Raw genomic sequence first — 24887 nt, forward strand, 5'->3', positions numbered from 1 at the left:
TCGGGAGCCACTAACGTAATCAGGTGTTAAAATGGCGACTTCCGTCCTTATTGGTCACTCGACGAGAGAGCAAAAAGTCAGCCTGCCCTAGCACATTTAACCAGTGAATGAGATGTCATGATGCTAGTAGGTTGGCGAGATAACGCCCTAGGTGGGATGCGGGCGGTGTTTAATATCTCCCTCAATTCGGGAGACATCCTCGAACTCAACACTCAAGCACACTGCTCGACTTTACCTTGTTCGGTTTTTGCTTTTGTCTTTGAGGTCTTTTTCGCCGCGTCTAAGTTGACCACTTCTTCTGTGGAAACATTTTTTGAATTGCCTAGAAAGACGCCACCTTTCTGAATCGTAAACTCTGTCGCAGACACCTCTCCTTCAAGGTAGCCGTGTTCGAGAATCTCCAAACTTTTGGTGTAAACCTTGCCCAGAAAGCGACCATTGATAATCAGGCGTTCTGCACGAATCGACCCATCGACTGAGCCCGTAGCGCTTATAGTGACACTTCTATCGGTTTCAATACTGCCCTTTATTTGACCATCTATCTGGATGTTACAAGTAAGCTTGAGCTGTCCCTCAATGTAGCCTCCTTCCGCGATGACAGTTTGAGAGCAGTGGCTATTTGATTCTCGATTCTGTTTACCAAGTAATCCCATTTTACGTCCTTATTCGATTCGAAAATCGAGTCAAAGTTATTCATTTCCCATTTGGTGAAAGGCAGTGGATCCAGAGAGCGCCCCACCAAACGAACCTCATAATGCAGGTGATATCCAGTCGACAATCCGGAGTTCCCCGATAGGCCTATCAAATCACCTTTTTTAACGTAATCTCCACGCTTCACCTTGAATGCACTCAGGTGAGAGTAAGAAGAAGTAAATCCGAAGGAATGCGCCAGCTTGATGAAATTGCCAGATCCCTTATTGCTCTTTCTCGCCACTTCAATAATGCCATCGGCTGGAGCGTAAATAGGTGTCCCAGCATTCACCGCATAATCAATACCATGATGCATGGTTTTTACTTTGGTAACAGGATGCACTCGACGGCCATAATGGGAAGAAAGGTAACCAGCCTTGACTGGCCGTCCATTGGGTATCAGTTGCATCATTTGATGACGAACAGCGGCACTGAGCCCAGCACTGTCTACTCGTTCCCTTAGATCTAACGATTCGTTAGAAAGCGCTAGCGCAGACTCAATATCGCGCAGTTTGTCCGTCACATAAGCAAGGTCTTGCTTCTTTCTTGTCAGGTGGCTTTCCAAATCACTCTGAAATTCATGTGAGCGGATGAGCTCTTGTTCGAGAGAAGAGGCTTTGCTCAGTAACTCACTTTTTTCTCGCTCAGAGTCAGAGGCATCACCTGCTAAAATCGACAAAAGTCCGAGCAGGGTACAGAACACCACTACAATAAAAAGGAGTGAGTACTTAATCCCTTTAATGGCCCGGAACGAAAGATTAAAAAAGCGCGTTCCTTCAATGCCTGTGACCATAACGGTTAAGTGATTAGATTCCATACTTGTTCAATGACACACTCTTACAATCATTAAAGTGAGAGGAATTCTATCAGGGCACGACGACGCGAAAAGAGGCAGGTTTCCAATTCGGAAACCTTATCCCAGAGATAAAAATTGAATTTAATTCGCGCGTAAAACTGGTCGCTTTGCCTATTGTGGTACTAAAAATAGAGTCTCAACTACTCAGCGACTTTCTCGCGACTAAAACGCTTCATGTCACTGGCAAATTGTTTAAAGTCGATACGTTTAACCAACACAGCACAGATAGGAGGAAGTGGCTCAAACATAAACACACTGTCATGATGGAGAAGGTGGTCAAAAATGAGGGTAAGATTGTCTTTGCTGGACAAGCCCGTTGAAAGATATAGGGCGTGGATTTTTGCCACACAGCTCACCTTGTCAAGCTTACGGGTAAAGCTATCCAGCACAGACTCGGCACTTTGGCGTACACCAGTGAGGAATTCAGAATGAAGCTGAATTATCGCCAGATGCTGACTTTCACTATCTGTAAGCTTATGACGAGACATTTCTTTAACAACCTGATGAAATTTCTTCTCATACAAGCCACTGCCCTCTTCGCTTCTCATCCATAACATTAATAAAGCAAAGAGATAGTTTAGCGTGTGCTGAGCCACATCTCGATTGATCAGTTTGGCCGCATTAAGTCCAGAGGAAAAGTGCACCAGAGCATCATCATATCGGCCCGCTGCAATACTCATCAGCGCCAAGGATGTATGTTGAGTTAAACTGAGTCCCCAACGTGAACCTGAGCGAGTCAGCAGACGATAGGCCTGCTGTACACTGCCATTTTGCAACATCAGCAACGAGCCTATCTCATCAAACGGCTGACCGAGTTGGAACTTAGCAGAATGGAACTTGTTATACAGCTCAAGAGCATCCTCAGATTGGGCATTTAATACCAGTGCATTGAGGAACAGGCTGATTTCCAGCGAGTAATCGCGCTTACCCGCTTCTTTTATCAAAGCACCATAGAGCTCCGTCGCTTGCTTAAGCTCACGTTTAACGAGATGGTAGTGGGCACGATTAAGTTTGAAATCATACTGATATTCGAAGTAATGCTGCTCAAAGAATTGGTAGCGCTTCTCCATTTCGTCAGCACACTCGATATCGTTACGCTGAAGCAATGGCCAGACTTTGTTCTTCTTTTCAAACACCTTACGGATCAGAACGCTGACATCGCGTTGATTGTCTTCCGGTTTAAGGTGAACATCACCCAAATAATAAGAGCTATCACGAGTACTACTATCCGCGCAATCCATAATGATTGTCGAACGCTCATCAATGGTCTGCGACTTTCTCAGCTCGAGAATCAAGTCCTGTGACTTGACGGTGTTTTTGCGAAAGCTCTGATCGCAGATCAGAATATCAAACCGGCCATGGAAGGTACGATTGAGCGCTTCATGAGGCGAATTGAGATGGATTATCTTATGTTGCTTGATTCCCAAAGAAAGCATCAGGCTAGATATGCTAATGTTTTTGTTGGGAAATTCTTTGATTATAAGGACATTTGCATCTCTTAACTTAAGCATACCAACCTTTCTCTTATTCTTAGCTAAATTAGGCTTGATGCAGTTTAAGGGGACGCAAAGCCTTGCGGGTGACGAATTATTGAGCTTTTTGTGCGAATCGGCTATTGATAATCTCTTCTAACGCGAGCTCTTCCTTGTGTCGAACATCAGAATTGTGCGCTTCCTTCCAACATTCGAGGGTTTTTTCTAGACCTTTGACTCTGAGATGCTTAGTTTCAAGTTGTTTTTGCAACGAGGCGCACTCTGCTTGCATCACTTGCTGTTCATGCTGTTGATGTACAATCAGTTTATGGAGCATCTGTTCCACACGGCTACGATTGAGTAACGCCTCTCGATGCGAGGACGTGACATAGCTCGATCTAGGCTGCGTCTGGCTCTTCAAATCCATCAGTTGCTGCAAACGCTGTTGAGCTGAAGCATGTTGTTGACGAAGCGATTCTAACTGCACCGACATCAGATCTCGATGCTTTTTCTGAATTTTCTGAAATTTCTCCACAGCACGCAATTTCGCTTCCATACGTTAATTCCTAATTTGATTGAAAGAGCTGAGCTAGCTCTGTCAGGCTTTGAGAAAAATCCACAGAGCAATCAGCGGCTTGCTGGAGGTATGCCGTCAATTGTGGATACAGAGCTACTGAGCGGTCCAATTCAGGATCTTGTCCCGGCTGGTAACCTCCGAGTGGCAGTAGGTCTTTAACCTGAAGGTAGTTCGAGTAAGTTTTGCGAAACTCGTTTGCCAAGGTCAGATGGGCAGGCTGGGAGCAAGCCGTCATACAGCGACTCACTGAAGCATTTATATCAATCGCTGGATAATGCCCTTGTTCTGCAAGTTTACGCGACAAGACAATATGCCCATCAAGAATGGCCCGCGCCGAATCCACCACGGGATCTTGCTGGTCATCGCCTGCAGCAAGGATGGTATAAATAGCGGTCAGACTACCGTTTTGGTTTTCGCTGTTACCAGCGCGCTCAAGCAACTGTGGTAAAGCATTAAACACCGAAGGCGGGTAGCCTCTGGTAGCAGGGGGCTCCCCCAAGGACAGGGCGATTTCTCTCTGTGCCATCGCATAACGAGTCAAAGAATCCACCATCAACAAGACATCTTTGCCCTTGTCGCGAAAATACTCTGCGACTCGATGGCACAACAGCATGGCTCTAAGGCGCATCAGGGGCGATTCATCTGCTGGTGCAGCAATGATGATCGCCTTGTCACGAGCTTCAGGTGTTAGGTTTCTCTCAATAAACTCGCGCACTTCACGACCACGCTCACCAATCAAACCGACCACAATGACGTCTGCTTCCGTGTTTTGAGTTATCATTCCCATCAAAACACTTTTCCCCACACCACTGCCGGCCATCAGACCAATACGCTGGCCTTTGCCAACAGTAAGCAGGCCATTCATCGCTCGTACCCCAACATTGAGCGGCGAATCCACCGGCCTACGCTTAAGGGGATTTATCGGTCTAGGTTCAAGCGAAACTCGCTCCCCTCCGTGCAATTGAGGGCCGTCGTCAAGGGTTTCACCCAATCCGTTGACGACTCGGCCCATCCAGTTTTCGCCAAGTTGCACTGTGCTATCGCCATCCAGTGGAATCACTTTCGCACCAGCAAACAAACCACCAAGTCGACGAATTGGCATCAGATAAGCGATAGTATGGTCGAAGCCGACGACCTGAGCTTCAATCATGTCACCTTCAGCGGTTTCAACTAAACAACGCTGTTCAAGCTTAAAACGGCACCCTACTGCTTGAAGCATGATCCCCGTTACCTTTACCAGCCTGCCCGTTACTCTAGCCACAGGAATAGAATCCAATGAAGCAATCGCTTCACTGGTTCGCTCAGACAAAAGCTCAAATGCGAGGGTATTACTCATTATGCTCTTCTACCACAGGTGTCACTTCGTCGAGCAAGTGTTCTTTGACGTTGTCCATGCAGGCTTGTAAACGAGAATCACAACTGGCATCGGCCTCAGCCTCTTCAGTCACTAGATGGCAGCCCCCCGTCGGCAATTCTGGGTTACCGACCAGTTTCCATTCTTTAGGCAATTCCGCGTTAATTTGGGTAATTCGGTCAAGATCCTGAGGATTAAGGTGCACCGTCACTTTCTCGGTTTTTCCTGGCATCGCTTCAAGTGTTTCATCTACAAGCGCTAAGATTTGCTGTGGCATCAGAGTGAGTTCTGCTCGAATCACCTGTTGGGCAACCTTTTGTACCAGCTCGCAAATGATGTGTCGCTGTTGCTGCTCACGTTCAGATTGCCAGCGCGACAAAGTTTGATAAAGCTCATTAACTGGCTTAGCCGCTTCAAGGAAAGCTTGCTTACCGGACTGTTCGCCGGAGACAAAGCCTTGCTGGAAGCCTTCTTTTTGTCCTTCCAATAACCCTTGCTGCTTACCCTGATTCAGCCCTTGACGCAGACCTTCTTCGTGCCCCTGTTCGAGGCCTGTCTGGAACCCTTCCTCAAGCTTTTGTTGGATATCTATCTGAGAATCTTGCCAAGAATCTTCTATGGCAAATTCATCCTCATTGACCACTGGCTGAGCCAGTGGTGGAAAGCGGTGAATACGATACCCAGATGCAGGAACTTGCAATAAATTGGATTTCATTATTGACATGCATTACTCCACTGTCGGTTCGTCATAAAGCACGAGTTCGATTTCACCTTCTTCATCCAATTCACGCACGATCTGCATGACCTCGTGTCTGGCTCGTTCAACACGACTCAGAGGGACAGCACCACGGATTTCCATATCATCTTCCAGCGCTTTGACCATACGCTGTGGCATCGCACTCTTTATCGTTTGTTGTAGAAGTATCTCCGCCCCTTTAAGAGCTAGGCTCCAAAGTTCAAGTGGGACTTGCTGAACCAAAGTATCCAGTGTTTCTTCTGTCTGTCGACCAAGCACCAAAAAGTCGAACATGTTGAGCTCAATCTCACTCACCACCTCTTCATCGTGCAACTTGAGCATTTCCATTAACGAGCCACGGTCACCTTCAAAACGGTTGATGATGTCTGCCACTTGCTTGACTCCAGATAATGGCGCACTCTGACTGGCCGATACCTGCTCAATACAGCGGTCAATGAGGTCGTTGAGATCACTGGCGACCTGATGGTCAATATCCTGCAGCCGGGCAATCCGGTACAAAATTTCGTCATGATAATCTTCAGGTAGATGCTTAAGTACCGTCGATGAGCTTTCTGCAGGCAAGTAGGCCAGAAAAATGGCTTGCATCTCTGGGTGCTCATTGGCGATGAATCGAGCTAAAATGTCAGCATCCACCCACTGTAAACGCTTCATGTTATTGCGAATCTCATCACCGTATAAGTTGTTGAGAAGACCTTTGGCTAAGTCATTCCCCAGCGCTTTGCGCAGGGTATTCGATAGATACTCTTTCGACGCACCGCGAATGCCGCTGTGCTGCCGAAAGTCTTCGAAGAAGTGCTGGATAATGCCATGAGCACGATCACTTTTTATTCCACTGAGCTTCGCCATTGCTTTAGTAACACGCTGGGTTTCATCTCGGGTGAAGTTGCGCAGCACTTTGGCCGCGGCATCTTCCCCCATGCCGAGAAGTACCAGAGCGGTTTGCTCTACGTAACTAAGCGTTGCTTTTTGATTTAACTCTGCTGTGTTCATTCACATTTACCCATTGTTTTAGTACTTCGGCGACTCGTTCAGGTTCTTCGTTGGCGATTAACTGTAGGTGTTTCAGTTGAATCTCCAGTGGCGACCCAGGTGGTGGTAGCATGTCGTTCCCCACATCCAAGCCAGTGGAAGCGGCAATGCCTTTTTCCGATAGTTTTCGATTCAAAGCTTCTTCTCGCTCACGTTCTTCTCTTGTTTGCAGATTTTCGTAGATAGGGTCATCCTGAGGATCAGCGAACTCCAGCTCTTGCGAACGCATGTCCGAACCCGTCAAATGCATGATAAGTGGACGCAGCACGAAGAAAATCATCGCCATCCCTAGCATACCGCCTATCACGTAACGCATAGGTTGCTGAACGGTGGGATCCTGCCACCATGGAATGGTCGGTGGTGCCTCAATCGTGAGCGGTGTAAAGCTGAAACTCATCAAGCTAAGAGTGTCGCCACGGTCAGCCGCAATGCCTACCGCGTCGGTAACCATGGTCGAGATTTGTGCTTTTTCCTCTGCGGTCCAAGCGGTACCATTAGGTGCGGCCGCCTGGTTAAGCAACACAGACACACTGAGTTTTTCAATCTGGCCCTGCTGATAATGTGTTCGTCGCACACTACTGCCCACCGCGTACTGGCGGTTTGTTTCAGAGCGTGTATTGGTATTTTTGCTATCCTGAGTTGGCGCTTCACCAGTGACTGGAGGCTGGTTGCTCAATGTTCCCGGAACACCGAGTGCTATCTGATCAGTCGAGTTGTTGGAGATAGTATGCTCGTTGCGAATGATCGGGGTATTATCAAGAATTTCTTGAGTCTCTTCGACCTGACTAAAATCAAGATCTGCCGCTACCTGCACACGGAAGTTGCTCGGTCCAACAATCGGCGTCAGCATGTCTGAAGCACGTTGAATGATTTGTTTTTCAACGTTCTTCTGATATTCAAGATATTTTGCATTGACCTTACCCGCTTCCGCTGAGGCGACATCGGCACTCAACAAACGACCGTATTGATCAATCACAGAGACCAACTCAGGCTTCATTCCTGTCACACTGCCAACAACCAAATTGATAATCGCTTCAACTTGTTCCGGCTTCAGATCTTCACCAGGTTTAAGCTCAAGCATGACTGACGCTGAAGGCGCTTCGCTGTTTTGTCTAACAAACAAGGTTTGACGCGGTATTGCTAGGTGAACACGAGCGTTAGACACTGCATTGAGTGACATAATGGTACGTACCAGTTCACCTTCCAAGCCATGACGATAGCGAGCGGTTTCCATAAACTGACTGGTGCCAAGGGAACTGTCTTCTTTAAGGGAATCTAAGCCGGTTGGCAGCTTGGCTTTAACGCCTTTTGCTGCGAGCAACATTCGGATTTTGGCCACATGTCCTTCTGGCACTAGTACTTGGCCATTTTGCTCTTGAAGTCGGTAATTGATACCTTCAGATTCGAGGACAGAGACAATTTCACCAGTATCAAACCTCTCTTGCTGACTGTAAAGCGGGCGATAACTCTGTGTTGAGCTCCAAAGTGCGACCACTATGATTGCCGCCACGATAGCGGCCAAAACCGCGGACAGAACCAGATTTCTCTGACTGTTTGACCACAGCTGTTTCAATTTATGAGTGAAATCTTCCATTCCTCGCGTGGAGGAGGTTTGCGTACTGGCAGCGCTAAATGTTCCGCCACCTGCAACTTGGGTTGTTAAGTCTGACATGGGTTACACCGGCATCTTCATAATATCTTCAAACGAGGTCACGACCTTGTTACGTACCTGCATCAAAGCGTTGAATGACAGGCTGGCTTTCTGACTAGCGATCATGGCTCCGACTAGATCATCGCTTTGGCCTGTTTCGACCGCGGTCATTTTCTGGCTGGCCACTGATTGATGCTGATTGACCGTATCGAGCACATTGGTCATTGCTGTGGAAAATGAGAGCGGCGAATTCACCTGCTGCACATCAAGTGGATTCGCTGAAACCACAAACTCAGGTTGGATCTGAGCACGCATTGCATCCATCTTGGATAGCATCAATTGTTCTGCGGTCATCGCACTGTTTATTGGTTGACTTGCCATAACTTATCCTCCTTAAGCAGCCGAACCTAGGGCCGACTGTAGATCAATACCTTGTTCACGCATTGCCGCTAACTTGTAGCGTAACGCGCGGGTCGTAACGCCAAGTGCGTTAGCTGTCTTGGTGCGATTGCCGCCATACTGACGAAGTTGTTCGAGAATGTACTGGTATTCAGCCTGTTTCTTGACCTCAACGTGCCCCATGCTTTGGGAAGGCGTCGTGGTTTGGACAGGGCTGATTAACTCAACGGGTAGCATCAGATCATGGGCAGTAATGTAGTCACCATGTCGCATGACAAGTGCACGCTGAATCACGTTTTCCAGCTCGCGGATATTACCAGGCCAGTGATAATGGCTGAGCGCCATGATCGCGTCCTGAGAAAGATGACACTGACTGCCATCCTGAAATTTGTTGATGAAAAACTGACTGATCGGCAGTATGTCTTCACTGCGTTCCCGCAGTGGCGGCCAATGCAGGGGTAAAACATCCAAACGGTAATAGAGATCCTCACGGAATGTGCCGTTTTTCACCTCTTCACGCAGATCTTTGTTGGTTGCAGCAATGACTCGAATATCAAGCTGAATGGGCTTATGACTGCCAACTCGCTCGACTTCTCTTTCCTGAAGTACACGCAAAAGCTTTGCCTGGACCGCTGGCGACATCTCTCCGATCTCATCGAGCAATATTGTTCCGTTATTGGCTTCTTCAAACTTACCGCTTTGAGAATGAGTCGCGCCAGTGAACGCACCTTTCATGTGGCCAAATAAGACAGCTTCAAGCATAGATTCGGGAATAGCGGCACAGTTTACCGCAATGAAAGGGCCGTTCGAGCGTGGGGAGTGCTCATGGACATAACGCGCCAACACTTCTTTACCTGTGCCAGATTCTCCGGTCACTAACACACTGGCATTGGTACAAGCTGCACGGTGCGCCAACTGTAGTACCTGTTTGCTGCGCCATGATTCAGCCACAATATTAGCCATGGGCTTACCAATCACTTCAACACGCCGTAAAAGGTTGAGCAACTGACTGTTTTCAAATGGACGAAGTAGGTAATCCGTCGCACCAGCTTTCATAGTTTCAGCGGCTAAGATCCCCTGCTCTTGTTCTACGATTGCAATAGCGACACCATTGCTTGATGTCTTTTGATGACAACTGACAAACTCTCTGACACACATGTCAGGCAAATTTGAACTCACCAGCGTAATCGACGCCGAGCCTTCAAGCAGTGCACTCCGCCCAGTACGAGAATGAGTAACATGGTAACCCGCCTCTTCTAGCACTCTAATGACTGGCTGGGCGAACTCATCTCTTGGCTCTACTAACAAGATATTGGTCTCTGCCATCTTTAAGCCTTTTCCCTATCGTTAATTTTATTATTTTGTTTTGGTATCACTGCTTCATCATTGCGCACCAGCCTTAAAGTCACGCGTCGGTTCTTAGCCTGCCCTTCTAGTGTTGAGTTATTGGCGATGGGGTATCGAGAACCATGAGACCTTATTTCTATTCTTGCGGCCTCTACGCCTGATTTTTTAAGTGCTTTCGCAACCAAATCTGCTCGTTGCTTAGCAATAGTGAGATTCGCGACCTTAGACCCGATGTTGTCGGTATAGCCGTCAATAAGAATTTTTTTGATATTTTTATCAGCGCGTATGTACGTGTATAGCGCACTAAGCGTATCGATTTGTTGAGTCGTTAGCTGACGCTGGCCTAGATCAAATGACAGTGTGATATTGCGCGCTTGAGCATAAGGCATGCTAGGTAATGAAGTTTGGCAACGGTGAAACTGAGCGAGCGCTTTTTGAATACGGATCGTGGGTAAAAGATAAGTCCGACTGTCGGAAGGGTGACTTCCGCTAAACGCGAGTTTTATCCAATGCCCTGATTCAATATTGTTCAACAATTCAGGTATATTATGCTGAAAAACAGAACGCTGTTTATTAATAGTGGCATTAGGACTTATAAACTTGGGATCACTTTCCCTACTCCATGGAGCAGGAGAACTATATAACTTTCCGTCATTCCAATTTTTATTATTCGCTTCAAACTGGGAGTGTAAATATATTTTACCTACTTCCTCAGAGCGGAAATAAAACTTCCCATAGGAAGGATTCTCATATTTAAGATTACATACCAAGCTGTTCCCATTATAAAGCCAATTGACTTCATCCATGGGTACTTCAACTTCAGTTGTTGCCAGTGAAGAGGAGCAATGGAAGAGTAAAGCTATTAAATATATTTTCTGAGCCTTCGTGTTCATGATGTTATATGAGCGCCATTAAATAAACAGACTAATCATCCATTTCGAATTAATAAGATATCTAATGGGATTTAAACAAATTATAAGTTGTCTATATGTTGCACATTGCTTCCTAATACGAAAGCAATTGTAATTAACATGTAAAAAATCAATAAAATTCATTTAAAACCATGAAGATAAGACAGAATAACAGGCTAATAAATGTTTAAAACTGTCATTCGCATGCATCGCAAACTAACCTGTTTTATTTTTTATGAGAAGATATATATAACGACTTAAAATCAACATATGGAGTAAAGTCACAAATTTTATAGATCAGGCTTATTTATAACGAATTTTTCTATGTAAACTTGCGCCAATTGAGTTAGAAAATTCAAAAATCGCTTTGTCAAGACATGGTAAAATATAAATGGAAAGTAGCAGCAAGATATCTATTCCAGATTATCAGACTCTAAGCATAGAATCGTTAGGGAAACCTATTCACATTATTCGGGATAAACTGGAAGATCTAATATCCAGCTCGTGTAATGGCCTGACTTATGAGCTGCAAAACTGGTTAAAAACGCATCATGCAGAAGCTAATATAAATCTAGTCTCACTGCATACTTTTACACCAAATGAAATGGATAAGTCTTCTATCAGTACTTTCCGTCATGATGGTGGAGGGCAAGTATTTATCCATGCCGATAGTCAGACTCTAATTAAGTTAGCTGACAGCTTTTACGACGCCAAGATGCAAAGAAGCCACACGTCACTGAACAACAGTGATTTGCGTCTTCAGGAAAAAATCGGCCGGATGATTATTAACTGGCTGGCTCCAGAGGAGATGTGGTCTAAATGCGAGTTCGAGCCAGCACAAGGGACAGGTCTTTACGCCACCATTGACGTCAGCCTGAACGACCACCAAGGCACTATACACATTAAGCTAGACGAAATGCTTGTCGTCACATTGACAGAACAACTGGACTTGCAGCCCAAAGGGTCATTGTACGAGTCTTTTTGTCAATCTCTGACTTCAACACCAGTCAAACTCAATGTCTTACTTAGTAAAAAAACCATACCGCTCAGTGAGTTAATTTCACTGCAGCCTAACGATGTGTTACCGATCGAATTATTGTCTTCAGCTCCCGTCAGTATTGGCCAAGAACACCTTTTTTCTGGTCGAGTCGCGGAGAATGATGGCCAGCTAGTTTTAATTCTTAATCAAGATAAGGAATCTTTTTAATGAGCGAGACAACAGAGAACCACGCATTTAATGGTGAAGAGCTGAACTTTGATGACTTTCAACTGGAAGAGACTCACAGCGACATTATCAATACTGAGGTACCAACCCCAGAACGTGATCTGAGCTTTTTCAAGAATATTCCTGTGACTGTTACTCTGGAAGTTGCCAGTAAAGACATCGCGTTGGGCGACTTGATGAAAGCCGGTGAAGGCAGTGTCATAGAGCTCGACAAACTCAACGGCGAACCTCTAGACGTAAAAGTCAACGGATCCTTGATGGGCCACGCTGAAGTGGTCGTAGTTAACGAAAAATATGGTTTGAGACTGATTGATATTGTCGATTCGGCTCTGGCCTCTGCGGTTCAGTAAGGATTCACTGAAACATGACTAAGTCACCTTCCTTTCAGGGATGGGGGATCCTAATCGGTTTGGTTGGCCTGCTCTTCGCGTTCCCTTCTGTAGCGAATGAGTCAGGCTTAACCATCTTATCGGTCAGCGACGGAGCAACCCAGCAAGAGTACAGTGTCAAACTACAGATTCTGTTATTAATGACAGCACTGAGTTTTCTCCCTGCATTTATACTGATGGCCACCAGCTTTACTCGCATTATAGTGGTTCTCGCGATTCTTCGTCAGGCTTTGGGGTTACAACAAAGTCCACCAAACCGAGTGTTAGTCGGTATTGCACTCGCGTTATCGCTGTTGATCATGCGCCCCGTTTGGACGGATATTTACCAAAATGCTTTCCAACCCTACGACCAGGGCGAAATTACCTTAATGGAAGCATTTTCTATCGCAGAAAAACCCGTGCGTAATTTCATGTTGGCACAAACTCAACAAACGTCTCTTGAGCAAATGTTACGCATTGCCAATGAACCACTCGATACTGCGCTAGAGGACATCTCATTTGCCGTGGTTCTGCCCGCTTTTGTTATCAGTGAGCTAAAAACCGCTTTTCAAATCGGTTTCATGCTGTTTATTCCTTTTCTGATCATTGACCTTGTCGTCGCGAGTGTCCTTATGGCAATGGGTATGATGATGCTCTCGCCATTAATCATCTCACTTCCATTCAAATTGGTGGTGTTTGTTCTAGTCGATGGCTGGGCCATGACTGTCGGCACCTTATCCGCCAGTTTTGGATAACAGGAGTTCACATGACACCAGAAATGACCGTCACGCTGTTTTCCAATGCTGTATGGCTGATCATCACTATGGTTGCGGTATTGGTTGTGCCAGGTCTGATTGTTGGCCTCGGCATTGCCATTTTCCAGGCCGCCACGCAAATCAATGAACAAACATTGAGTTTTCTGCCAAGGCTACTGGTCACCCTTTTGATGGTGATCTTTGCTGGACACTGGATGCTGCGCAAAATCATGGAGTTGTTTGACTACCTGTTCCACAACATTCCTGGAATGATTGGCTGATGGAAGTCAACTTCGCAGAAATATCTCGCCTGCTTGGCCAGTTATGGTGGCCTTTTTTCCGTATTGGCGCCGTGTTTATTTCCATGCCTTTCTTTGGTGACTCATTGATACCGGTTTGGGTACGTAGCTTGCTAGCCCTTTCAATTGTGATGGTCTCAGCACCACTGATGCCACCGATGCCAACCGTCGAATTTTTCTCAATGACCTCACTGTTTCTCGCCTTTGAGCAAGCCATTTGGGGGCTGTTCTTTGGCCTGATTTTGCACATGTTGTTTAGTATTTTTACAACGCTGGGCCAAATTGTCTCAATGCAGATGGGCTTAGGCATGGCGATGATGAACGACCCTGTTAATGGCATGTCTGTCGCTATTCTTGGTCGTATTTTCCTGATTTTCAGCACCTTATTGTTTTTATCTCTCGAAGGCCATTTAGTGGTGATTGATGTGCTTATCCAGAGCTTTGTTGTTTGGCCAGTCGGTTCTGGCCTGACGACAGCGTCTTTGCAAGGCATCGTCAATTTGTTTAGCTGGATGTTCGCTTCAGCACTAGCACTGGCGCTTCCCGCCATTGTTTCTATGTTGTTAGCGAACATCAGTTTTGGCGTAATGAACCGCGCTGCGCCTTCATTAAATGTCTATGCATTAGGATTTCCGATGACCATGTTACTTGGGCTATTCAGTGTCCTTATCTCTGTGTCAGGCGTACCAGGTCGATATACAGTGCTGGTCAATGACACCCTACGTTTTATGAATCAATTCATGTTGGGGGGCGGATGAGCGAACAATCGTCACAGGACAAAACCGAAAAAGCCTCCCCGCAGAAAATCAAAAAGGCGCGTCAGGAAGGCCAAATACCCAGAGCGAAAGAATTCACCACTGCTGCTATTTTTCTCGCAGTAGCTTTGTATTTCTACAGTCAACTTTCTGTTATTTGGGAAAGCGTCGCCGGTATTTTTCGTTTTAACATGGCATTAACTAAGCAAGACCTTGCTCATCCGCAGCAAATGATCGAGCAGCTCGGTCATAGCCTTGGCATGATCATTACCCTGCTTCTGCCAATGTTCATCGTGATTATTGCCGTGACACTGGCGAGCACGATGGTGCTGGGTGGCTGGATGTTCCGTTTAGCAAATGCTTTTCCTAAACTGAGTAAACTTAACCCGCTTAGCGGCATCAAGCGCATATTTTCCACCCGTTCATTGGTTGAACTGCTCAAGTCTACCCTCAAAGTGCTGGTTATTTTTGGCGTGCTTTACGCGTATCTCGATAGCCACTTGCAACCTTTGTTGGGAATGCAGCGACTCTCGCTTGAACAAGGTGTGGTTAATGTCATGCAGATCCTGTTCGAAGGACTGTTAATGATGGGGTTCGCTTTGCTGTTGTTCGGCGTGATTGATATCCCTTACCAACGCTGGGAACACATGAAAGAGCTCAAAATGACCAAACAGGAGCTCAAAGAAGAGTACAAAAATAACGAAGGACGACCTGAGGTCAAACAACGTATTCGTCAGATTCAGCAACAATTTGCTCGACGTAAAATTGATAAGATGGTACCGACGGCGGATGTGGTCATCACCAACCCGACCCATTATGCCGTAGCGATGAAATATGACCCTGCTTTATCTGACGCTCCATTTGTGGTCGCTAAAGGGGTCGATGAAACGGCAATGCACATTCAACGTATCGCCCGTGAAAACAAGGTCGAAATCGTCAATTCGCCACCACTGACCCGTTCTATTTACTACACCACAGCAATCGAGCAAGCCGTACCAAGTCAGCTCTACATCGCTGTGGCGCATATTCTGACCTACGTAATGCAACTAAAAGCATTCCGTACCGGGAATGGTGATAAGCCGATGCCTTTACCTCACTTCGCCATTCCAAAGCATTTACAACACTGATCATCCGTATACACCCAAGGACACCCACCTATGCTCAATCGGTTAAAACAGATACAACAATCCACAAAAGGCTTTGTCGGTATTCCGCTGGTCTTACTCATGGTGCTGGCAATGGTCATCCTGCCACTACCTCCCCTACTGCTGGATGCCTTGTTCACTTTTAATATCGTGCTCGCCATTTTGGTGCTCTTGGTCAGTACTACCGCAAAACGTCCACTCGACTTTTCTATTTTTCCAACCATTCTGTTGGTCGCGACTCTATTACGCTTAACCCTCAACGTCGCCTCGACTCGAGTCGTCCTACTTGAAGGTCACAATGGTGGCGATTCTGCGGGTAAGGTAATTCAAGCCTTCGGTGAAGTGGTGATCGGAGGTAACTATGTGGTCGGTATGGTAATTTTCGTTATCCTGATGATCATAAACTTCGTCGTGATCACTAAAGGTGGCGAACGGATTTCAGAAGTATCGGCACGTTTTACGCTTGACGCTTTGCCCGGTAAACAGATGGCAATCGATGCAGACCTTAATGCGGGGTTGATCGATCAGGACGCCGCTCGACAGCGCAGACGTGAAGTCGCCAACGAAGCTGATTTCCACGGTTCTATGGATGGTGCATCAAAATTTGTTCGTGGTGATGCAATTGCCGGCTTGTTGATCCTGTTCATCAACATCACAGGGGGTATCAGCATTGGTGTGTTCGAACACGGACTTGCCGCTTCAGAAGCATTCAAAACCTATGCCCTACTGACTATTGGTGATGGCTTAGTCGCCCAAATACCATCGCTGCTTTTAGCAACCGCAGCCGCGATTATCGTTACTCGCATCAACGATAGCGATAACGACATGTCAGAAACCATGCAAAAGCAGTTGTTGGCGTCACCGGCGACCCTGTTTACCGTTTCAGCTGTGATGTTGATTATTGGCATGGTACCGGGAATGCCCCACTTGGCCTTCTTTACCTTCGCAGCCGTACTCGCATTTGCAGCTTGGCGACAACACAAGAGCCCAGTTCATGATGCTCAGATTGAAGACGTCGAAGTGCTCACTCAAGCCATGCAGCAGGAAGACGCACCACTGAGCTGGGAAGATATTCCACATGTGCACACACTGTCATTAGCACTTGGCTACCGATTAGTTCATCTGGTCAACAAAGAACAAGGAGCACCGCTCACCCAACGAATCCGAGGTGTAAGACGCAACCTGTCTGAGCAAGTCGGCTTCTTACTGCCAGAAGTGCGCATTCGCGACAACTTGAGCCTAAAACCTAATCAATACACCATTTCACTCAATGGAGAAACCATAGAGCAAGGCTTTATTGAACCAGAGCGTTTGATGGCGATTGCCGTTGGCGAAACATATGGCGAGGTCGATGGCATTCTCGGCAGTGATCCGGCTTACCAATTGCCAGCGGTGTGGATTGAACATACGGATAAAGCTAAAGCGTTAAACATGGGTTATCAGGTGGTAGACGATGCAACGGTGATCGCTACTCATATCAGTAAAGTGATCAAAACCCATCTTTCCGAGCTGTTTAATCATGATGATGTCGACGCCATGATGCAGCGACTGACACAGCAAGCACCGAAATTGGCCGAAGCACTTGGCGCAGCGCTCAATCCAGGGCAACAACTCAAGGTGTATCGTCAACTTTTACTCGATCAGGTGCCTTTGCAAGACATTCGTACTATCTCGAACACCATGCTCGAGTCTTCAGAAAACACCAAAGACCCTATACTTTTGGCAGCCGATGTGCGCTGCGCATTACGCCGAACATTGGTGAACTTGATCGCTGGCCAACAAGTGGAACTCAAGGTGTATGCCCTTTCTGACGAACTGGAACAAATGCTGATGACCTCTCTACAGCAGGCACAAGCGAGTGGCAATGTGAACCTCGACAGTTTTCCTGTCGAGCCTAACATTCTGTCTCAGTTCCAACAAAATTTACCCTTGATCAAACAGCAGCTAAAACAGCAAGGGCTGGCTCCCATACTTCTTGTGATGCCACAACTTAGACCCTTGATTGCCCGCTATGCTCGCACGTTTTCTCAAGGATTGGCGGTATTGTCATACAACGAAATACCAGAAACAAAACAAATCAACGTGGTAGGAAACCTTGGCTAACCTCAACTCAAATCAGGCGATGTACCGATACATCGCCAAGCTCATGGAAGAACATCTCGAGACCGAAGACGACCAAATCATCCATCAAGCACTGGTCCACAATGACATCCGACATGCTTGTCAGGCTATCCGCTCTACTGACTCTGGCGAAGTCGAGTTTCAGCACCTGACTCTCAGGTTTGGCGGTGATGGCGAACAAAGCGTGTATCAATTCGACCTGTCTCAAAAAGTCACCTATTGCTTAGACTTATTTAGCCTATACCTAGCCCTGCGCCAAACAGGCTTTCAACTCGAAACCTTTCATCCTGATTTGATCAGCAATGTAGTGGTGCCTCTTCAGGTTGATGCACTCGTTTGGGCACCGGGTGAACAGTTTTTAGAACAAGTGCTGCTTTGTCATAAGAAAGCATTTCAACATGTCATTCCTTCATTGCAGCTCAGTCAATCTTTGGGGTTTCATACGTCGGTAGAAGCACTGATCGAGCGTGTGGAACAATGTGCTTATGCGCTGTGGTTTGAAGTGACTCCGCCCTGCACTTTGCTTGAACAGCTTGCTCACTATCAACCCTCCATGCTGAAACTCTCGGTGTCATTGAAAGAAAAGCAAGATCGCATGGCCTTTTTGCCCATCGTGCGTTTTATGAAAAAGCACAAATTAAAGTGGGTCGCCAGTCGGGTTGCTTGCCAAAAAGAGCTCAATCAATATAAGTTACTGGGTGCCAGTTACTATTTTGGCTACTTCAGTGATATCCCGACCTCGCTCTCTTTTAAGACATTTACCAACGAATACGACATCTAATCAACCCACTAATCGGCGCTTACAGTGGCGATTAGTGGAATCAACTTCACTAAATCTGTCGCCGATCTCTATAAATTTTCTTTATTTACAATTTTTAATTAATCTTCGATATTGTTCGTCCGCCTCTTGTTAGTGACCAGGGAAATCCTGAAGCCAAAATCTGAGTATTGTAATTACCGAAGGAGACCATAATGGCTTTATCAATGCACACTAACTACGCATCACTTGTTACACAGAACACGCTAAGCAGCACAAACGATCTACTGACTACCGCTATGGAGCGCCTAAGTACAGGTAAACGTATCAACTCTGCAGCAGATGATGCCGCAGGTCTAACAATTGCCAACAAACTTGAAGCGCAAACTCGTGGTATGTCTGTGGCAATGCGTAACTCTCAAGATGCAATTTCAATGCTGCAAACAGCAGACGGCGCACTGGAAGAGCTAAGCAACATTGCATACCGCATGAAAGACCTTGCTACTCAAGGCGCGAACGGCACAAACGGTGCCACTGAACTTGCTGCACTGGATGCGGAGTACCAACAACTTGAAGCAGAAGCAACGCGTATTCTAGGTGAAACTACATACGGTGCAGGTCAAAAGCTACTGAATGGCGGTACACTTGCTGCTGCAGTAACTTTTCAAATCGGCGCATCAGGTGATGAGAAGCTCACTGTTGATGTAGGAACTCAACTAACCGCCATCGACTTCACTTCAACAGGTGATCTTGCCTCTAATTCAGACTCAAACGCTCAAATCGCTGTTGTTGATGGTTTATTTGACAAAATCAATACTGTGCGTTCATCACTAGGTGCGAATATCAACCGCCTAGACCACACCATCAACAACCTAGCAAACATCTCTGAAAACACAGCGGCAGCGAAAGGCCGTATCACAGATGCTGACTTCGCAGTTGAATCTTCAAACATGACGAAGAACCAAATGCTAATGCAAGCGGGCACAACGGTTCTTTCTCAAACGAACCAAATGCCAAGCATGGCAATGTCTCTACTTCGCTAATTAGCGAGAGACACTCTTCTATTTATTTAACTCCAACAAGCTGATGGGCAGAATACCTGCTCATCAGGTACTCTCGAAGTAGCCCATCAGTGCAACACAAAACACCCTCAAGTTTTACTAGAGGGTGTTTTTTTATTCATCGTTCTCTAGCTTCAACATCATACGCTAAGGTTACCTCATTGGTTTTCAAAACACCGCGGTTTTGAATCGATGAAACGTTAAGCTTAAACGTTCAAGAGGCTAGGCCGAAGCAGCACCTTAGCGAGTGATAATACCAAATGAAACAGCCTTGCTAGGCTATCACATTCGTGGCGTTGCCCCTCAGTCGCGCTAAGTGAATTTCTCGCTCAAAACTTGATGTTTACTCTAATGGATGGACGTGATGTTAACAGGTGTCCACAAGCTTAAATACTCAATTACCCTGTTAGCTATGTGGTATTCGCTATTCAATTGATGGCTAGTTACGATGTTTAACTAAACGCACCGGCAACCCGAGTTTAACCAAATGATTAAGTACAAACCGACAGTTCCAAGCACAATCGTTTAACGAGATAAGATTATCATCAACACCAATCAGCTTTATATCTTGATCTATATACATTGTAGGTGGCACCGCATCCTCTGTTTTAGCTTGAATATCAGCGTAGCTAATATAAGCAATGGCGGCGCGTGATATTTTTCTGGATTCATGACCATTTATGCTGGGAGTTAGCAACCAAAGTCCTTCATTAGTGGCGCAAACCGCTTCAAATGTGGAAAATCTTACGTTATGACAAAAGTTATATATGGCTGAGAAACAAGGCAAAGCAAATATGATAAACATAATGAACATCATAAAATGTACGCCAAAGTCAGACATAGATTCAGTCCCATTTACCATATGACCAAACTTATTTTGATGACGTTCAACAGGGAACATAAACTCAAATAGGCTAGGTAACCAAAAGACGTAAGCGTACAAACAAACCAGACTCAGTACAAATAGCGGTGCTGTATCTCGCCACGACTTTCTAGTCATAGTATCTCCCATAGTCGCGGATAAATGCTGATTGATCTCTGTAATGATAGTGGCCGCATCATCAGCTTCGAACGGTTCTTCTTCAAAAGAGATCGTACCCACAAACTCGAGTTCCCTCTCTTTATCCGCGCTTTGATAAGTCTCATCCACTGCAGATAGTGCAAGTACTTCAGCGGGCCGCTTGTCTATATAGATATCAAATCTTTGCATTAATAGGCAATTGGACTGCTTGTTCTCAAGCAGTAAATACTTATTCGTCAAAGGTAAAGACAGTTCTTCTTGTTGATGCATCCATCTATAAACTAATACGGACAGACAAATTTGATAAGCCACATTACCAAGCATTAACATAGTGACATCAGCCCAAGCATAGGCATTGCCCACTACGGAAATCAAAATAAAACAGCATAATACTCGTTTATCAAGATTGGACATTAGTGCCGACTTTACTACATGAAGGCAGTCATCTTGCTTGTATATGTGCTGGTGTAACCTAGGCTTGAAAACAAAACTAACGATAACGTAAACCGTGGCTATTCCGCTTGTTACTAGCGTAATAGTCTGAGCATCATAGAAAAATGCACTAACAAGTATACACAGGCCAATCAGCAAAAAGGCTTTTTGATAAATACTTCGAGTAAATGGGGTGAGAACGGTATCTTGAATACTGGCTATTGTATTCACTGTATCTCCTAGGTTTATCAGATGGTTCATTAGGGGAGTGAATCTATCGACAACGGCTAGCGAAGCCCTGAGCTACCATGAACAAAAGGCTGAGCTTTGGTGGTAAATACATCCTAGCATCGATGTCTCGTTATCACTTGGGAACAAGGATTCGTATCTTGTTGGCTTTTTGGGCATAGCGATTTGTAAGCATTCGCTATAATTTCTTAGCCTTGTAAATAGAGGGAAGCTGATGTTCTTTGCTCAGTATTCTCTCCAATCTTTGTTCGAACTGCTTGGGCTTCTTAGAAACAAAAAAATACGTTTTAGGGGCTTCACGCTCAAAATCCTCGCCAGTAATTATCGCTTTTTTCCCATATTTCATGAAGTCAACGATCTGGGACAACAAGAAGTTTTGGTTTCCATGTTTACTATTTGCGTGGCTTTTTGAGGTAGCTTCAAGACGAAATGGACGAGGCTTGTAGGTGCTGGAAGATAAGGTTTTCTCACCTAGTAAGCACACAAACCCTCCATGACAATTGATGTATCGGTAGCCTAGACTCTGGAATGAACATGCTGAAATCTTGCCTAAGCGCCATGTGTAAACAATCCCACGTCTTCGATCAAAGTGCAGATAAGCTCGGCGAGGAATAGCCAGAATAACGATAGATATAATGAGAGCAACGAGAAGATAAGCGGCAATAAATATTAGAGTTTCATTGAGCCGTTCTTTTTCTGATTCTGTGCCGTATGCCTGTATTGCTTGTACATATCGAATAGCCGAGCTTGTTCCCTTGTCAGATAACAACACTCTATAGAAATCTATCCTTCGCTGGTCCTCTTTGAGTAGGGTATCAATGTCCACTCCTCTGCGCTTTCGGCTATAGATATAGTACTCATAGGTATAGACCCGCGGGTTGATGGAAGCACGTGAGATTGTGCCGAGATACCGACTCTTATCGGGCGTGATACCTTGCTCTAACTCATCTAGAGTGCTGTTGGCAACGTCAATCATGAACTTACTTGGCCCAAAGTCAACGATACGCCATAAGCCAAAGGCCCAAATGGCGACTAAGATAGGTAGCAACAAAAACAGTCTCAGTTGATGCCAAGATACATCTTTAATAGTGAGTATATCGTCATTTACTGACATGATCGGTAACAATGGATCATCGTACGGCTGTGAATAAGCATGGTTCTCTGAACGAGCAACCCAGTCCAATATGGGCTGATAATGCTTTCGATTCAGAGAAGCTAATAATAGCATAAGACTCCCACCAATTGCCGGCATAGCGGGGAAAGGAATTTCTCCATTTAAAATACGCTGAAAAAATTCCTTCCCCTCATTTAGCCAGTAAAGTACTGTTTCAAAATCCATCGATTGCCCTACCTCACTCTGTTCATTTAGGGATTTTTATTGCATCTACGCCTTGAGAACACTGGTAACATTATTCTCTGCCGAGATACTTCCAGCCACTCCGTATAAATTTGATCCCGCTTTTGTCCGGATAGATTCCAGACAACTTGCCTCACTATGGCCTTGAGGTGGGGAAACAAGCCATTCATAATTTGAGTTGACCTTCTTTTTCCCTAAGTATTCAAAAATGAGCAATGCATATTTGTAATCATCGGAGTGACGCCCCGTTTGCAATTGGACTTTATAAACACTGTCATCTAGGGGCAGACCATCGATACTTGTCTTGTGTCCTAGCAACTCAATCCCCATCAGCTCTGCTAGGGCAATGGCAGAGGCACTCTTATGCTCAGCCGCAACCTCTGGCTTGTAAGTCAGCGCCGGAATAGCGGTTTCTAGGCGAACTTTAATGCCACAATAAAAATCAGAAGCACCGCCATCGAATAAGGAAGTTCCGCCTTCTGTATAATAAATTCCAGCATTGGCAGATTTCCAACTGACTTTAGACGTGGTCACATCACCACTTTGGACGCCAAACAAGTCTAAGGTGGGCTGCTCTGTCTCTGTAATTTCAACAGAAACTGTCACCTCGGGATCTTTCGCAGAGAATACGTCACTAAGACGTTTAATCACTTTGTCGACCGAGTAATCTTCGATACCTTTCTTAGCATTGATGCTGATGTTTACGTATCGGTTATCTCCCAACTTACCTGGTACTTTCTCCCACTCAAACCTATTAACGATAGCAATATCTTTGATGGCTGTTTTTATTTGATACTCGGCTTCTTCGATTTGGTCGACACTTCTTTCAAACTTAATATTGACTTGATCGCTACATCCTGTGATCAGTAACAAAAATAAAAGGGCAATGATTCTCATGCTTATACTTTCTGGCTAATTTTGATTCTGGAATACTAGCAGAAGTGTTGTTATTCATATACCGACCATATGACATGCTCATAGTGAGTAAAATAATTCCAGTAGCTTTATATTTTCTGTTAGTTTGTCTAAACCTTTAGTCAAAATGAAACTTCAAATAGAGAAAGTGAAGCTCTTTGTTATAATTTATATTTTTGTTTTTGTGATCTCTTACTAACAATTATATTTAATATCACAGAGTAGCTATAATCCAATCACTGTACATTATTTGTACCATTGCTAGGATATGAACGTGCTAATGACGCCTCGATGGGCAGAAGGTAATAGCCTGAACACCAAGAGTGAGCTTGCCCTTATCAATACTGGCAATATGCCTCGCTCTCAATCTACTGAAACCCTCGTTTTTTCATCAACTCCCAGCTTACTACTTTACTATTTTCTATAAATACTTCGAAGTCAGGAGGCAGTTCTCCGAAACTTCTAAAACGACCGTGTTTTGGTATTGAATGCTCATATCTCCATATTTCTTTCACTCTTTCGCCCTGATAGTCATGAATAAAAAAGGTCGGTTTCCCTACTGAATCGAGCAATTGTTCTTCCGTCTGCCCTTGCCAAATCAAACGCTCGATGATTTTTTCTGCCACTTCTTCATCACCATATTTTTTGATGAGCTTATCCTTCCTATACGAAATGGTTATGCTTTCTATAATATAGAGAATGATAGAAAATATAATAATTGTAATTAAGATATCCATAGGTATGAAATTGTGTCTCTTTTTGAATAAAAATGGGCTTATCACTCTCAGCAAAGTCTGGCCTTCTCACTTCACTTAAGTGTCTTGGTCCGGCTGTTTAGCAATACCTAACCGTGATTTTCTATACCTCCACGGTTAACAGCTTATCATCCACTGAGACAATGGAGTCAAAAGGGTCGTCCATAGGCACCACAGTGACCTCAGAGCGAAACTCCTGCCACCACTTAAAAAAAGGCTGGGCTTTGGTGGTGAATAGCCCAATAAAACGACGCTCCATTTTGCTATCACCGCTATATTGCATGGCCTTTGGGCCGCACTACTCTTGTAAATACCGATACAATTTAGGAAGAACGTGTTCTTGTTGCAAAAGCTTTTCCAATCGTGCTTCAAAAGGCTCTGGTCTTTTATCAATCATAAAATATGTTTTAGGTTGAGGGCGGTAAAACTTCTCACCGGTAATGACGGTACTTTTGCCATTTTCCATAAAGTTGAAGATTTTTTGAAAGAACTCATTATTGTCTCGAGCTGTATTAAGAATTATTTTACCCGTCGGTTGAATTCTGATCGGCACCATATCGTAGCCATCTTTACCCTTTCTATTTTCAGCGTATAAGTAGAGAACAATACCCGTACTTTTCTCTAAGAAC

The 24887-nt window shown here is 45.2% G+C and carries 25 protein-coding genes and 1 pseudogene; 9 read left to right on the forward strand and 17 right to left on the reverse strand.

The genetic code is table 11. The features are described 5' to 3' along the window. Positions 1-212 precede the first annotated feature (212 nt). The 11 genes from TW84_RS24000 to TW84_RS07475 all read right to left on the reverse strand — a co-directional run bounded on the left by TW84_RS24000 (position 213) and on the right by TW84_RS07475 (position 10938). Positions 213-653: a bactofilin family protein gene (locus TW84_RS24000; RefSeq protein ID WP_157634013.1), complete on the reverse strand. Its 441-nt coding sequence runs from the start codon at positions 651-653 to the stop codon at positions 213-215. Further along, the gene (locus TW84_RS07430) at positions 539-1507 is read right to left on the reverse strand and encodes a M23 family metallopeptidase (protein WP_045975026.1); all 969 of its coding nucleotides are present in this window, start codon (positions 1505-1507) and stop codon (positions 539-541) included. Before TW84_RS07430 ends, TW84_RS24000 begins: the two co-directional genes overlap by 115 nt. Before the next feature lie 179 nt (positions 1508-1686). Then, positions 1687-3057: a response regulator gene (locus TW84_RS07435; protein ID WP_045975027.1), complete on the reverse strand. Its 1371-nt coding sequence runs from the start codon at positions 3055-3057 to the stop codon at positions 1687-1689. Positions 3058-3133: 76 nt separating this feature from the next. Further along, positions 3134-3574 carry a flagellar export protein FliJ gene (locus tag TW84_RS07440; protein ID WP_045975028.1) on the reverse strand — a complete coding sequence of 147 codons (441 nt, stop codon included), beginning with the start codon at positions 3572-3574 and terminating at the stop codon, positions 3134-3136. Positions 3575-3584: 10 nt separating this feature from the next. After that, complete coding sequence (locus TW84_RS07445; RefSeq protein WP_045975029.1) at positions 3585-4931, reverse strand: FliI/YscN family ATPase; 1347 nt, start codon at positions 4929-4931, stop codon at positions 3585-3587. Beyond that, complete coding sequence (gene fliH, locus TW84_RS07450) at positions 4924-5673, reverse strand: flagellar assembly protein FliH (RefSeq protein WP_045975030.1); 750 nt, start codon at positions 5671-5673, stop codon at positions 4924-4926. Before fliH ends, TW84_RS07445 begins: the two co-directional genes overlap by 8 nt. A gap of 3 nt (positions 5674-5676) precedes the next feature. Continuing rightward, a complete protein-coding gene (locus TW84_RS07455; RefSeq protein WP_045975031.1) occupies positions 5677-6696 on the reverse strand; it encodes a flagellar motor switch protein FliG in 1020 nt (339 codons plus the stop codon). Continuing rightward, positions 6659-8407: a flagellar basal-body MS-ring/collar protein FliF gene (gene fliF, locus TW84_RS07460; RefSeq protein ID WP_045975032.1), complete on the reverse strand. Its 1749-nt coding sequence runs from the start codon at positions 8405-8407 to the stop codon at positions 6659-6661. The genes TW84_RS07455 and fliF overlap by 38 nt, the downstream gene beginning before the upstream one ends. 3 nt (positions 8408-8410) lie before the next feature. After that, positions 8411-8767 carry a flagellar hook-basal body complex protein FliE gene (gene fliE / locus TW84_RS07465; RefSeq protein ID WP_045975033.1) on the reverse strand — a complete coding sequence of 119 codons (357 nt, stop codon included), beginning with the start codon at positions 8765-8767 and terminating at the stop codon, positions 8411-8413. 12 nt (positions 8768-8779) lie between these two features. Beyond that, positions 8780-10111 carry a sigma-54-dependent transcriptional regulator gene (locus TW84_RS07470; RefSeq protein WP_045975034.1) on the reverse strand — a complete coding sequence of 444 codons (1332 nt, stop codon included), beginning with the start codon at positions 10109-10111 and terminating at the stop codon, positions 8780-8782. Positions 10112-10113: 2 nt separating this feature from the next. After that, positions 10114-10938, reverse strand: coding sequence for a MotY family protein (locus tag TW84_RS07475; protein ID WP_045975049.1), 825 nt, complete (start codon positions 10936-10938; stop codon positions 10114-10116). A gap of 496 nt (positions 10939-11434) precedes the next feature. Here TW84_RS07475 and TW84_RS07480 point away from each other — a divergent pair, with 496 nt between their 5' ends. From TW84_RS07480 to lafA, 9 genes are all read left to right on the forward strand, one after another. Then, the gene (locus TW84_RS07480; RefSeq protein WP_045975035.1) at positions 11435-12250 is read left to right on the forward strand and encodes a FliM/FliN family flagellar motor switch protein; all 816 of its coding nucleotides are present in this window, start codon (positions 11435-11437) and stop codon (positions 12248-12250) included. After that, positions 12250-12618 carry a flagellar motor switch protein FliN gene (fliN, locus tag TW84_RS07485; RefSeq protein ID WP_045975036.1) on the forward strand — a complete coding sequence of 123 codons (369 nt, stop codon included), beginning with the start codon at positions 12250-12252 and terminating at the stop codon, positions 12616-12618. The genes TW84_RS07480 and fliN overlap by 1 nt, the downstream gene beginning before the upstream one ends. A gap of 14 nt (positions 12619-12632) precedes the next feature. Beyond that, on the forward strand, positions 12633-13391 hold the full coding sequence (gene fliP, locus TW84_RS07490) for a flagellar type III secretion system pore protein FliP (protein ID WP_045975037.1): 759 nt from the start codon (positions 12633-12635) through the stop codon (positions 13389-13391). An 11-nt stretch (positions 13392-13402) separates the two neighbouring features. Further along, positions 13403-13672 carry a flagellar biosynthesis protein FliQ gene (gene fliQ, locus TW84_RS07495; RefSeq protein ID WP_006963035.1) on the forward strand — a complete coding sequence of 90 codons (270 nt, stop codon included), beginning with the start codon at positions 13403-13405 and terminating at the stop codon, positions 13670-13672. Next, entirely contained in the window at positions 13672-14448 is a 777-nt protein-coding gene (gene fliR / locus TW84_RS07500; RefSeq protein ID WP_045975038.1) for a flagellar biosynthetic protein FliR, read from the forward strand. Before fliQ ends, fliR begins: the two co-directional genes overlap by 1 nt. Beyond that, positions 14445-15572 (forward strand): flagellar biosynthesis protein FlhB, encoded by a 1128-nt coding sequence (flhB, locus tag TW84_RS07505; protein ID WP_045975039.1) that lies wholly within the window; start codon positions 14445-14447, stop codon positions 15570-15572. Before fliR ends, flhB begins: the two co-directional genes overlap by 4 nt. Before the next feature lie 30 nt (positions 15573-15602). Next, positions 15603-17693 carry a flagellar biosynthesis protein FlhA gene (gene flhA / locus TW84_RS07510; RefSeq protein WP_045975040.1) on the forward strand — a complete coding sequence of 697 codons (2091 nt, stop codon included), beginning with the start codon at positions 15603-15605 and terminating at the stop codon, positions 17691-17693. Continuing rightward, complete coding sequence (locus TW84_RS07515; RefSeq protein WP_045975041.1) at positions 17686-18492, forward strand: diguanylate phosphodiesterase; 807 nt, start codon at positions 17686-17688, stop codon at positions 18490-18492. The genes flhA and TW84_RS07515 overlap by 8 nt, the downstream gene beginning before the upstream one ends. 191 nt (positions 18493-18683) lie before the next feature. After that, complete coding sequence (lafA, locus tag TW84_RS07520) at positions 18684-19511, forward strand: lateral flagellin LafA (protein WP_045975042.1); 828 nt, start codon at positions 18684-18686, stop codon at positions 19509-19511. 457 nt (positions 19512-19968) lie between these two features. Here the strand turns inward: lafA and TW84_RS07525 are convergent, their stop codons facing one another. From TW84_RS07525 to TW84_RS24540, 6 genes and pseudogenes are all read right to left on the reverse strand, one after another. Continuing rightward, positions 19969-21213 (reverse strand): hypothetical protein, encoded by a 1245-nt coding sequence (locus tag TW84_RS07525; protein ID WP_045975043.1) that lies wholly within the window; start codon positions 21211-21213, stop codon positions 19969-19971. Between the two features lie 196 nt (positions 21214-21409). Continuing rightward, a complete protein-coding gene (locus TW84_RS07530; protein WP_157634014.1) occupies positions 21410-22459 on the reverse strand; it encodes a hypothetical protein in 1050 nt (349 codons plus the stop codon). 156 nt (positions 22460-22615) lie between these two features. After that, complete coding sequence (locus TW84_RS07535) at positions 22616-23485, reverse strand: hypothetical protein (protein WP_045975045.1); 870 nt, start codon at positions 23483-23485, stop codon at positions 22616-22618. 386 nt (positions 23486-23871) lie between these two features. Next, entirely contained in the window at positions 23872-24240 is a 369-nt protein-coding gene (locus TW84_RS23720) for a hypothetical protein (RefSeq protein WP_052707896.1), read from the reverse strand. 121 nt (positions 24241-24361) lie between these two features. Next, positions 24362-24541, reverse strand: a complete 180-nt coding sequence (locus TW84_RS07545) for a hypothetical protein (RefSeq protein WP_045975046.1) — start codon at positions 24539-24541, stop codon at positions 24362-24364. 15 nt (positions 24542-24556) lie between these two features. Beyond that, positions 24557-24887 (reverse strand): annotated as a pseudogene (locus tag TW84_RS24540) (hypothetical protein); the annotation flags it as partial.

The sequence above is a fragment of the Vibrio neptunius genome (assembly GCF_000967495.1).
GTDB classification, from domain to species: Bacteria; Pseudomonadota; Gammaproteobacteria; order Enterobacterales; family Vibrionaceae; genus Vibrio; species Vibrio neptunius.

What these genes read in the sequence shown, in the direction of transcription:
- TW84_RS24000 (WP_157634013.1), bottom strand. Translation starts at nt 653, where the DNA reads ATGGGATTACTTGGTAAACAGAATCGAGAATCAAATAGCCACTGCTCT.
- TW84_RS07430 (WP_045975026.1), bottom strand. Translation starts at nt 1,507, where the DNA reads ATGGAATCTAATCACTTAACCGTTATGGTCACAGGCATTGAAGGAACG.
- TW84_RS07435 (WP_045975027.1), bottom strand. Translation starts at nt 3,057, where the DNA reads ATGCTTAAGTTAAGAGATGCAAATGTCCTTATAATCAAAGAATTTCCC.
- TW84_RS07440 (WP_045975028.1), bottom strand. Translation starts at nt 3,574, where the DNA reads ATGGAAGCGAAATTGCGTGCTGTGGAGAAATTTCAGAAAATTCAGAAA.
- TW84_RS07445 (WP_045975029.1), bottom strand. Translation starts at nt 4,931, where the DNA reads ATGAGTAATACCCTCGCATTTGAGCTTTTGTCTGAGCGAACCAGTGAA.
- fliH (WP_045975030.1), bottom strand. Translation starts at nt 5,673, where the DNA reads ATGTCAATAATGAAATCCAATTTATTGCAAGTTCCTGCATCTGGGTAT.
- TW84_RS07455 (WP_045975031.1), bottom strand. Translation starts at nt 6,696, where the DNA reads ATGAACACAGCAGAGTTAAATCAAAAAGCAACGCTTAGTTACGTAGAG.
- fliF (WP_045975032.1), bottom strand. Translation starts at nt 8,407, where the DNA reads ATGTCAGACTTAACAACCCAAGTTGCAGGTGGCGGAACATTTAGCGCT.
- fliE (WP_045975033.1), bottom strand. Translation starts at nt 8,767, where the DNA reads ATGGCAAGTCAACCAATAAACAGTGCGATGACCGCAGAACAATTGATG.
- TW84_RS07470 (WP_045975034.1), bottom strand. Translation starts at nt 10,111, where the DNA reads ATGGCAGAGACCAATATCTTGTTAGTAGAGCCAAGAGATGAGTTCGCC.
- TW84_RS07475 (WP_045975049.1), bottom strand. Translation starts at nt 10,938, where the DNA reads ATGGATGAAGTCAATTGGCTTTATAATGGGAACAGCTTGGTATGTAAT.
- TW84_RS07480 (WP_045975035.1), top strand. Translation starts at nt 11,435, where the DNA reads ATGGAAAGTAGCAGCAAGATATCTATTCCAGATTATCAGACTCTAAGC.
- fliN (WP_045975036.1), top strand. Translation starts at nt 12,250, where the DNA reads ATGAGCGAGACAACAGAGAACCACGCATTTAATGGTGAAGAGCTGAAC.
- fliP (WP_045975037.1), top strand. Translation starts at nt 12,633, where the DNA reads ATGACTAAGTCACCTTCCTTTCAGGGATGGGGGATCCTAATCGGTTTG.
- fliQ (WP_006963035.1), top strand. Translation starts at nt 13,403, where the DNA reads ATGACACCAGAAATGACCGTCACGCTGTTTTCCAATGCTGTATGGCTG.
- fliR (WP_045975038.1), top strand. Translation starts at nt 13,672, where the DNA reads ATGGAAGTCAACTTCGCAGAAATATCTCGCCTGCTTGGCCAGTTATGG.
- flhB (WP_045975039.1), top strand. Translation starts at nt 14,445, where the DNA reads ATGAGCGAACAATCGTCACAGGACAAAACCGAAAAAGCCTCCCCGCAG.
- flhA (WP_045975040.1), top strand. Translation starts at nt 15,603, where the DNA reads ATGCTCAATCGGTTAAAACAGATACAACAATCCACAAAAGGCTTTGTC.
- lafA (WP_045975042.1), top strand. Translation starts at nt 18,684, where the DNA reads ATGGCTTTATCAATGCACACTAACTACGCATCACTTGTTACACAGAAC.
- TW84_RS07530 (WP_157634014.1), bottom strand. Translation starts at nt 22,459, where the DNA reads ATGCTATTATTAGCTTCTCTGAATCGAAAGCATTATCAGCCCATATTG.
- TW84_RS07535 (WP_045975045.1), bottom strand. Translation starts at nt 23,485, where the DNA reads ATGAGAATCATTGCCCTTTTATTTTTGTTACTGATCACAGGATGTAGC.
- TW84_RS23720 (WP_052707896.1), bottom strand. Translation starts at nt 24,240, where the DNA reads ATGGATATCTTAATTACAATTATTATATTTTCTATCATTCTCTATATT.
- TW84_RS07545 (WP_045975046.1), bottom strand. Translation starts at nt 24,541, where the DNA reads ATGCAATATAGCGGTGATAGCAAAATGGAGCGTCGTTTTATTGGGCTA.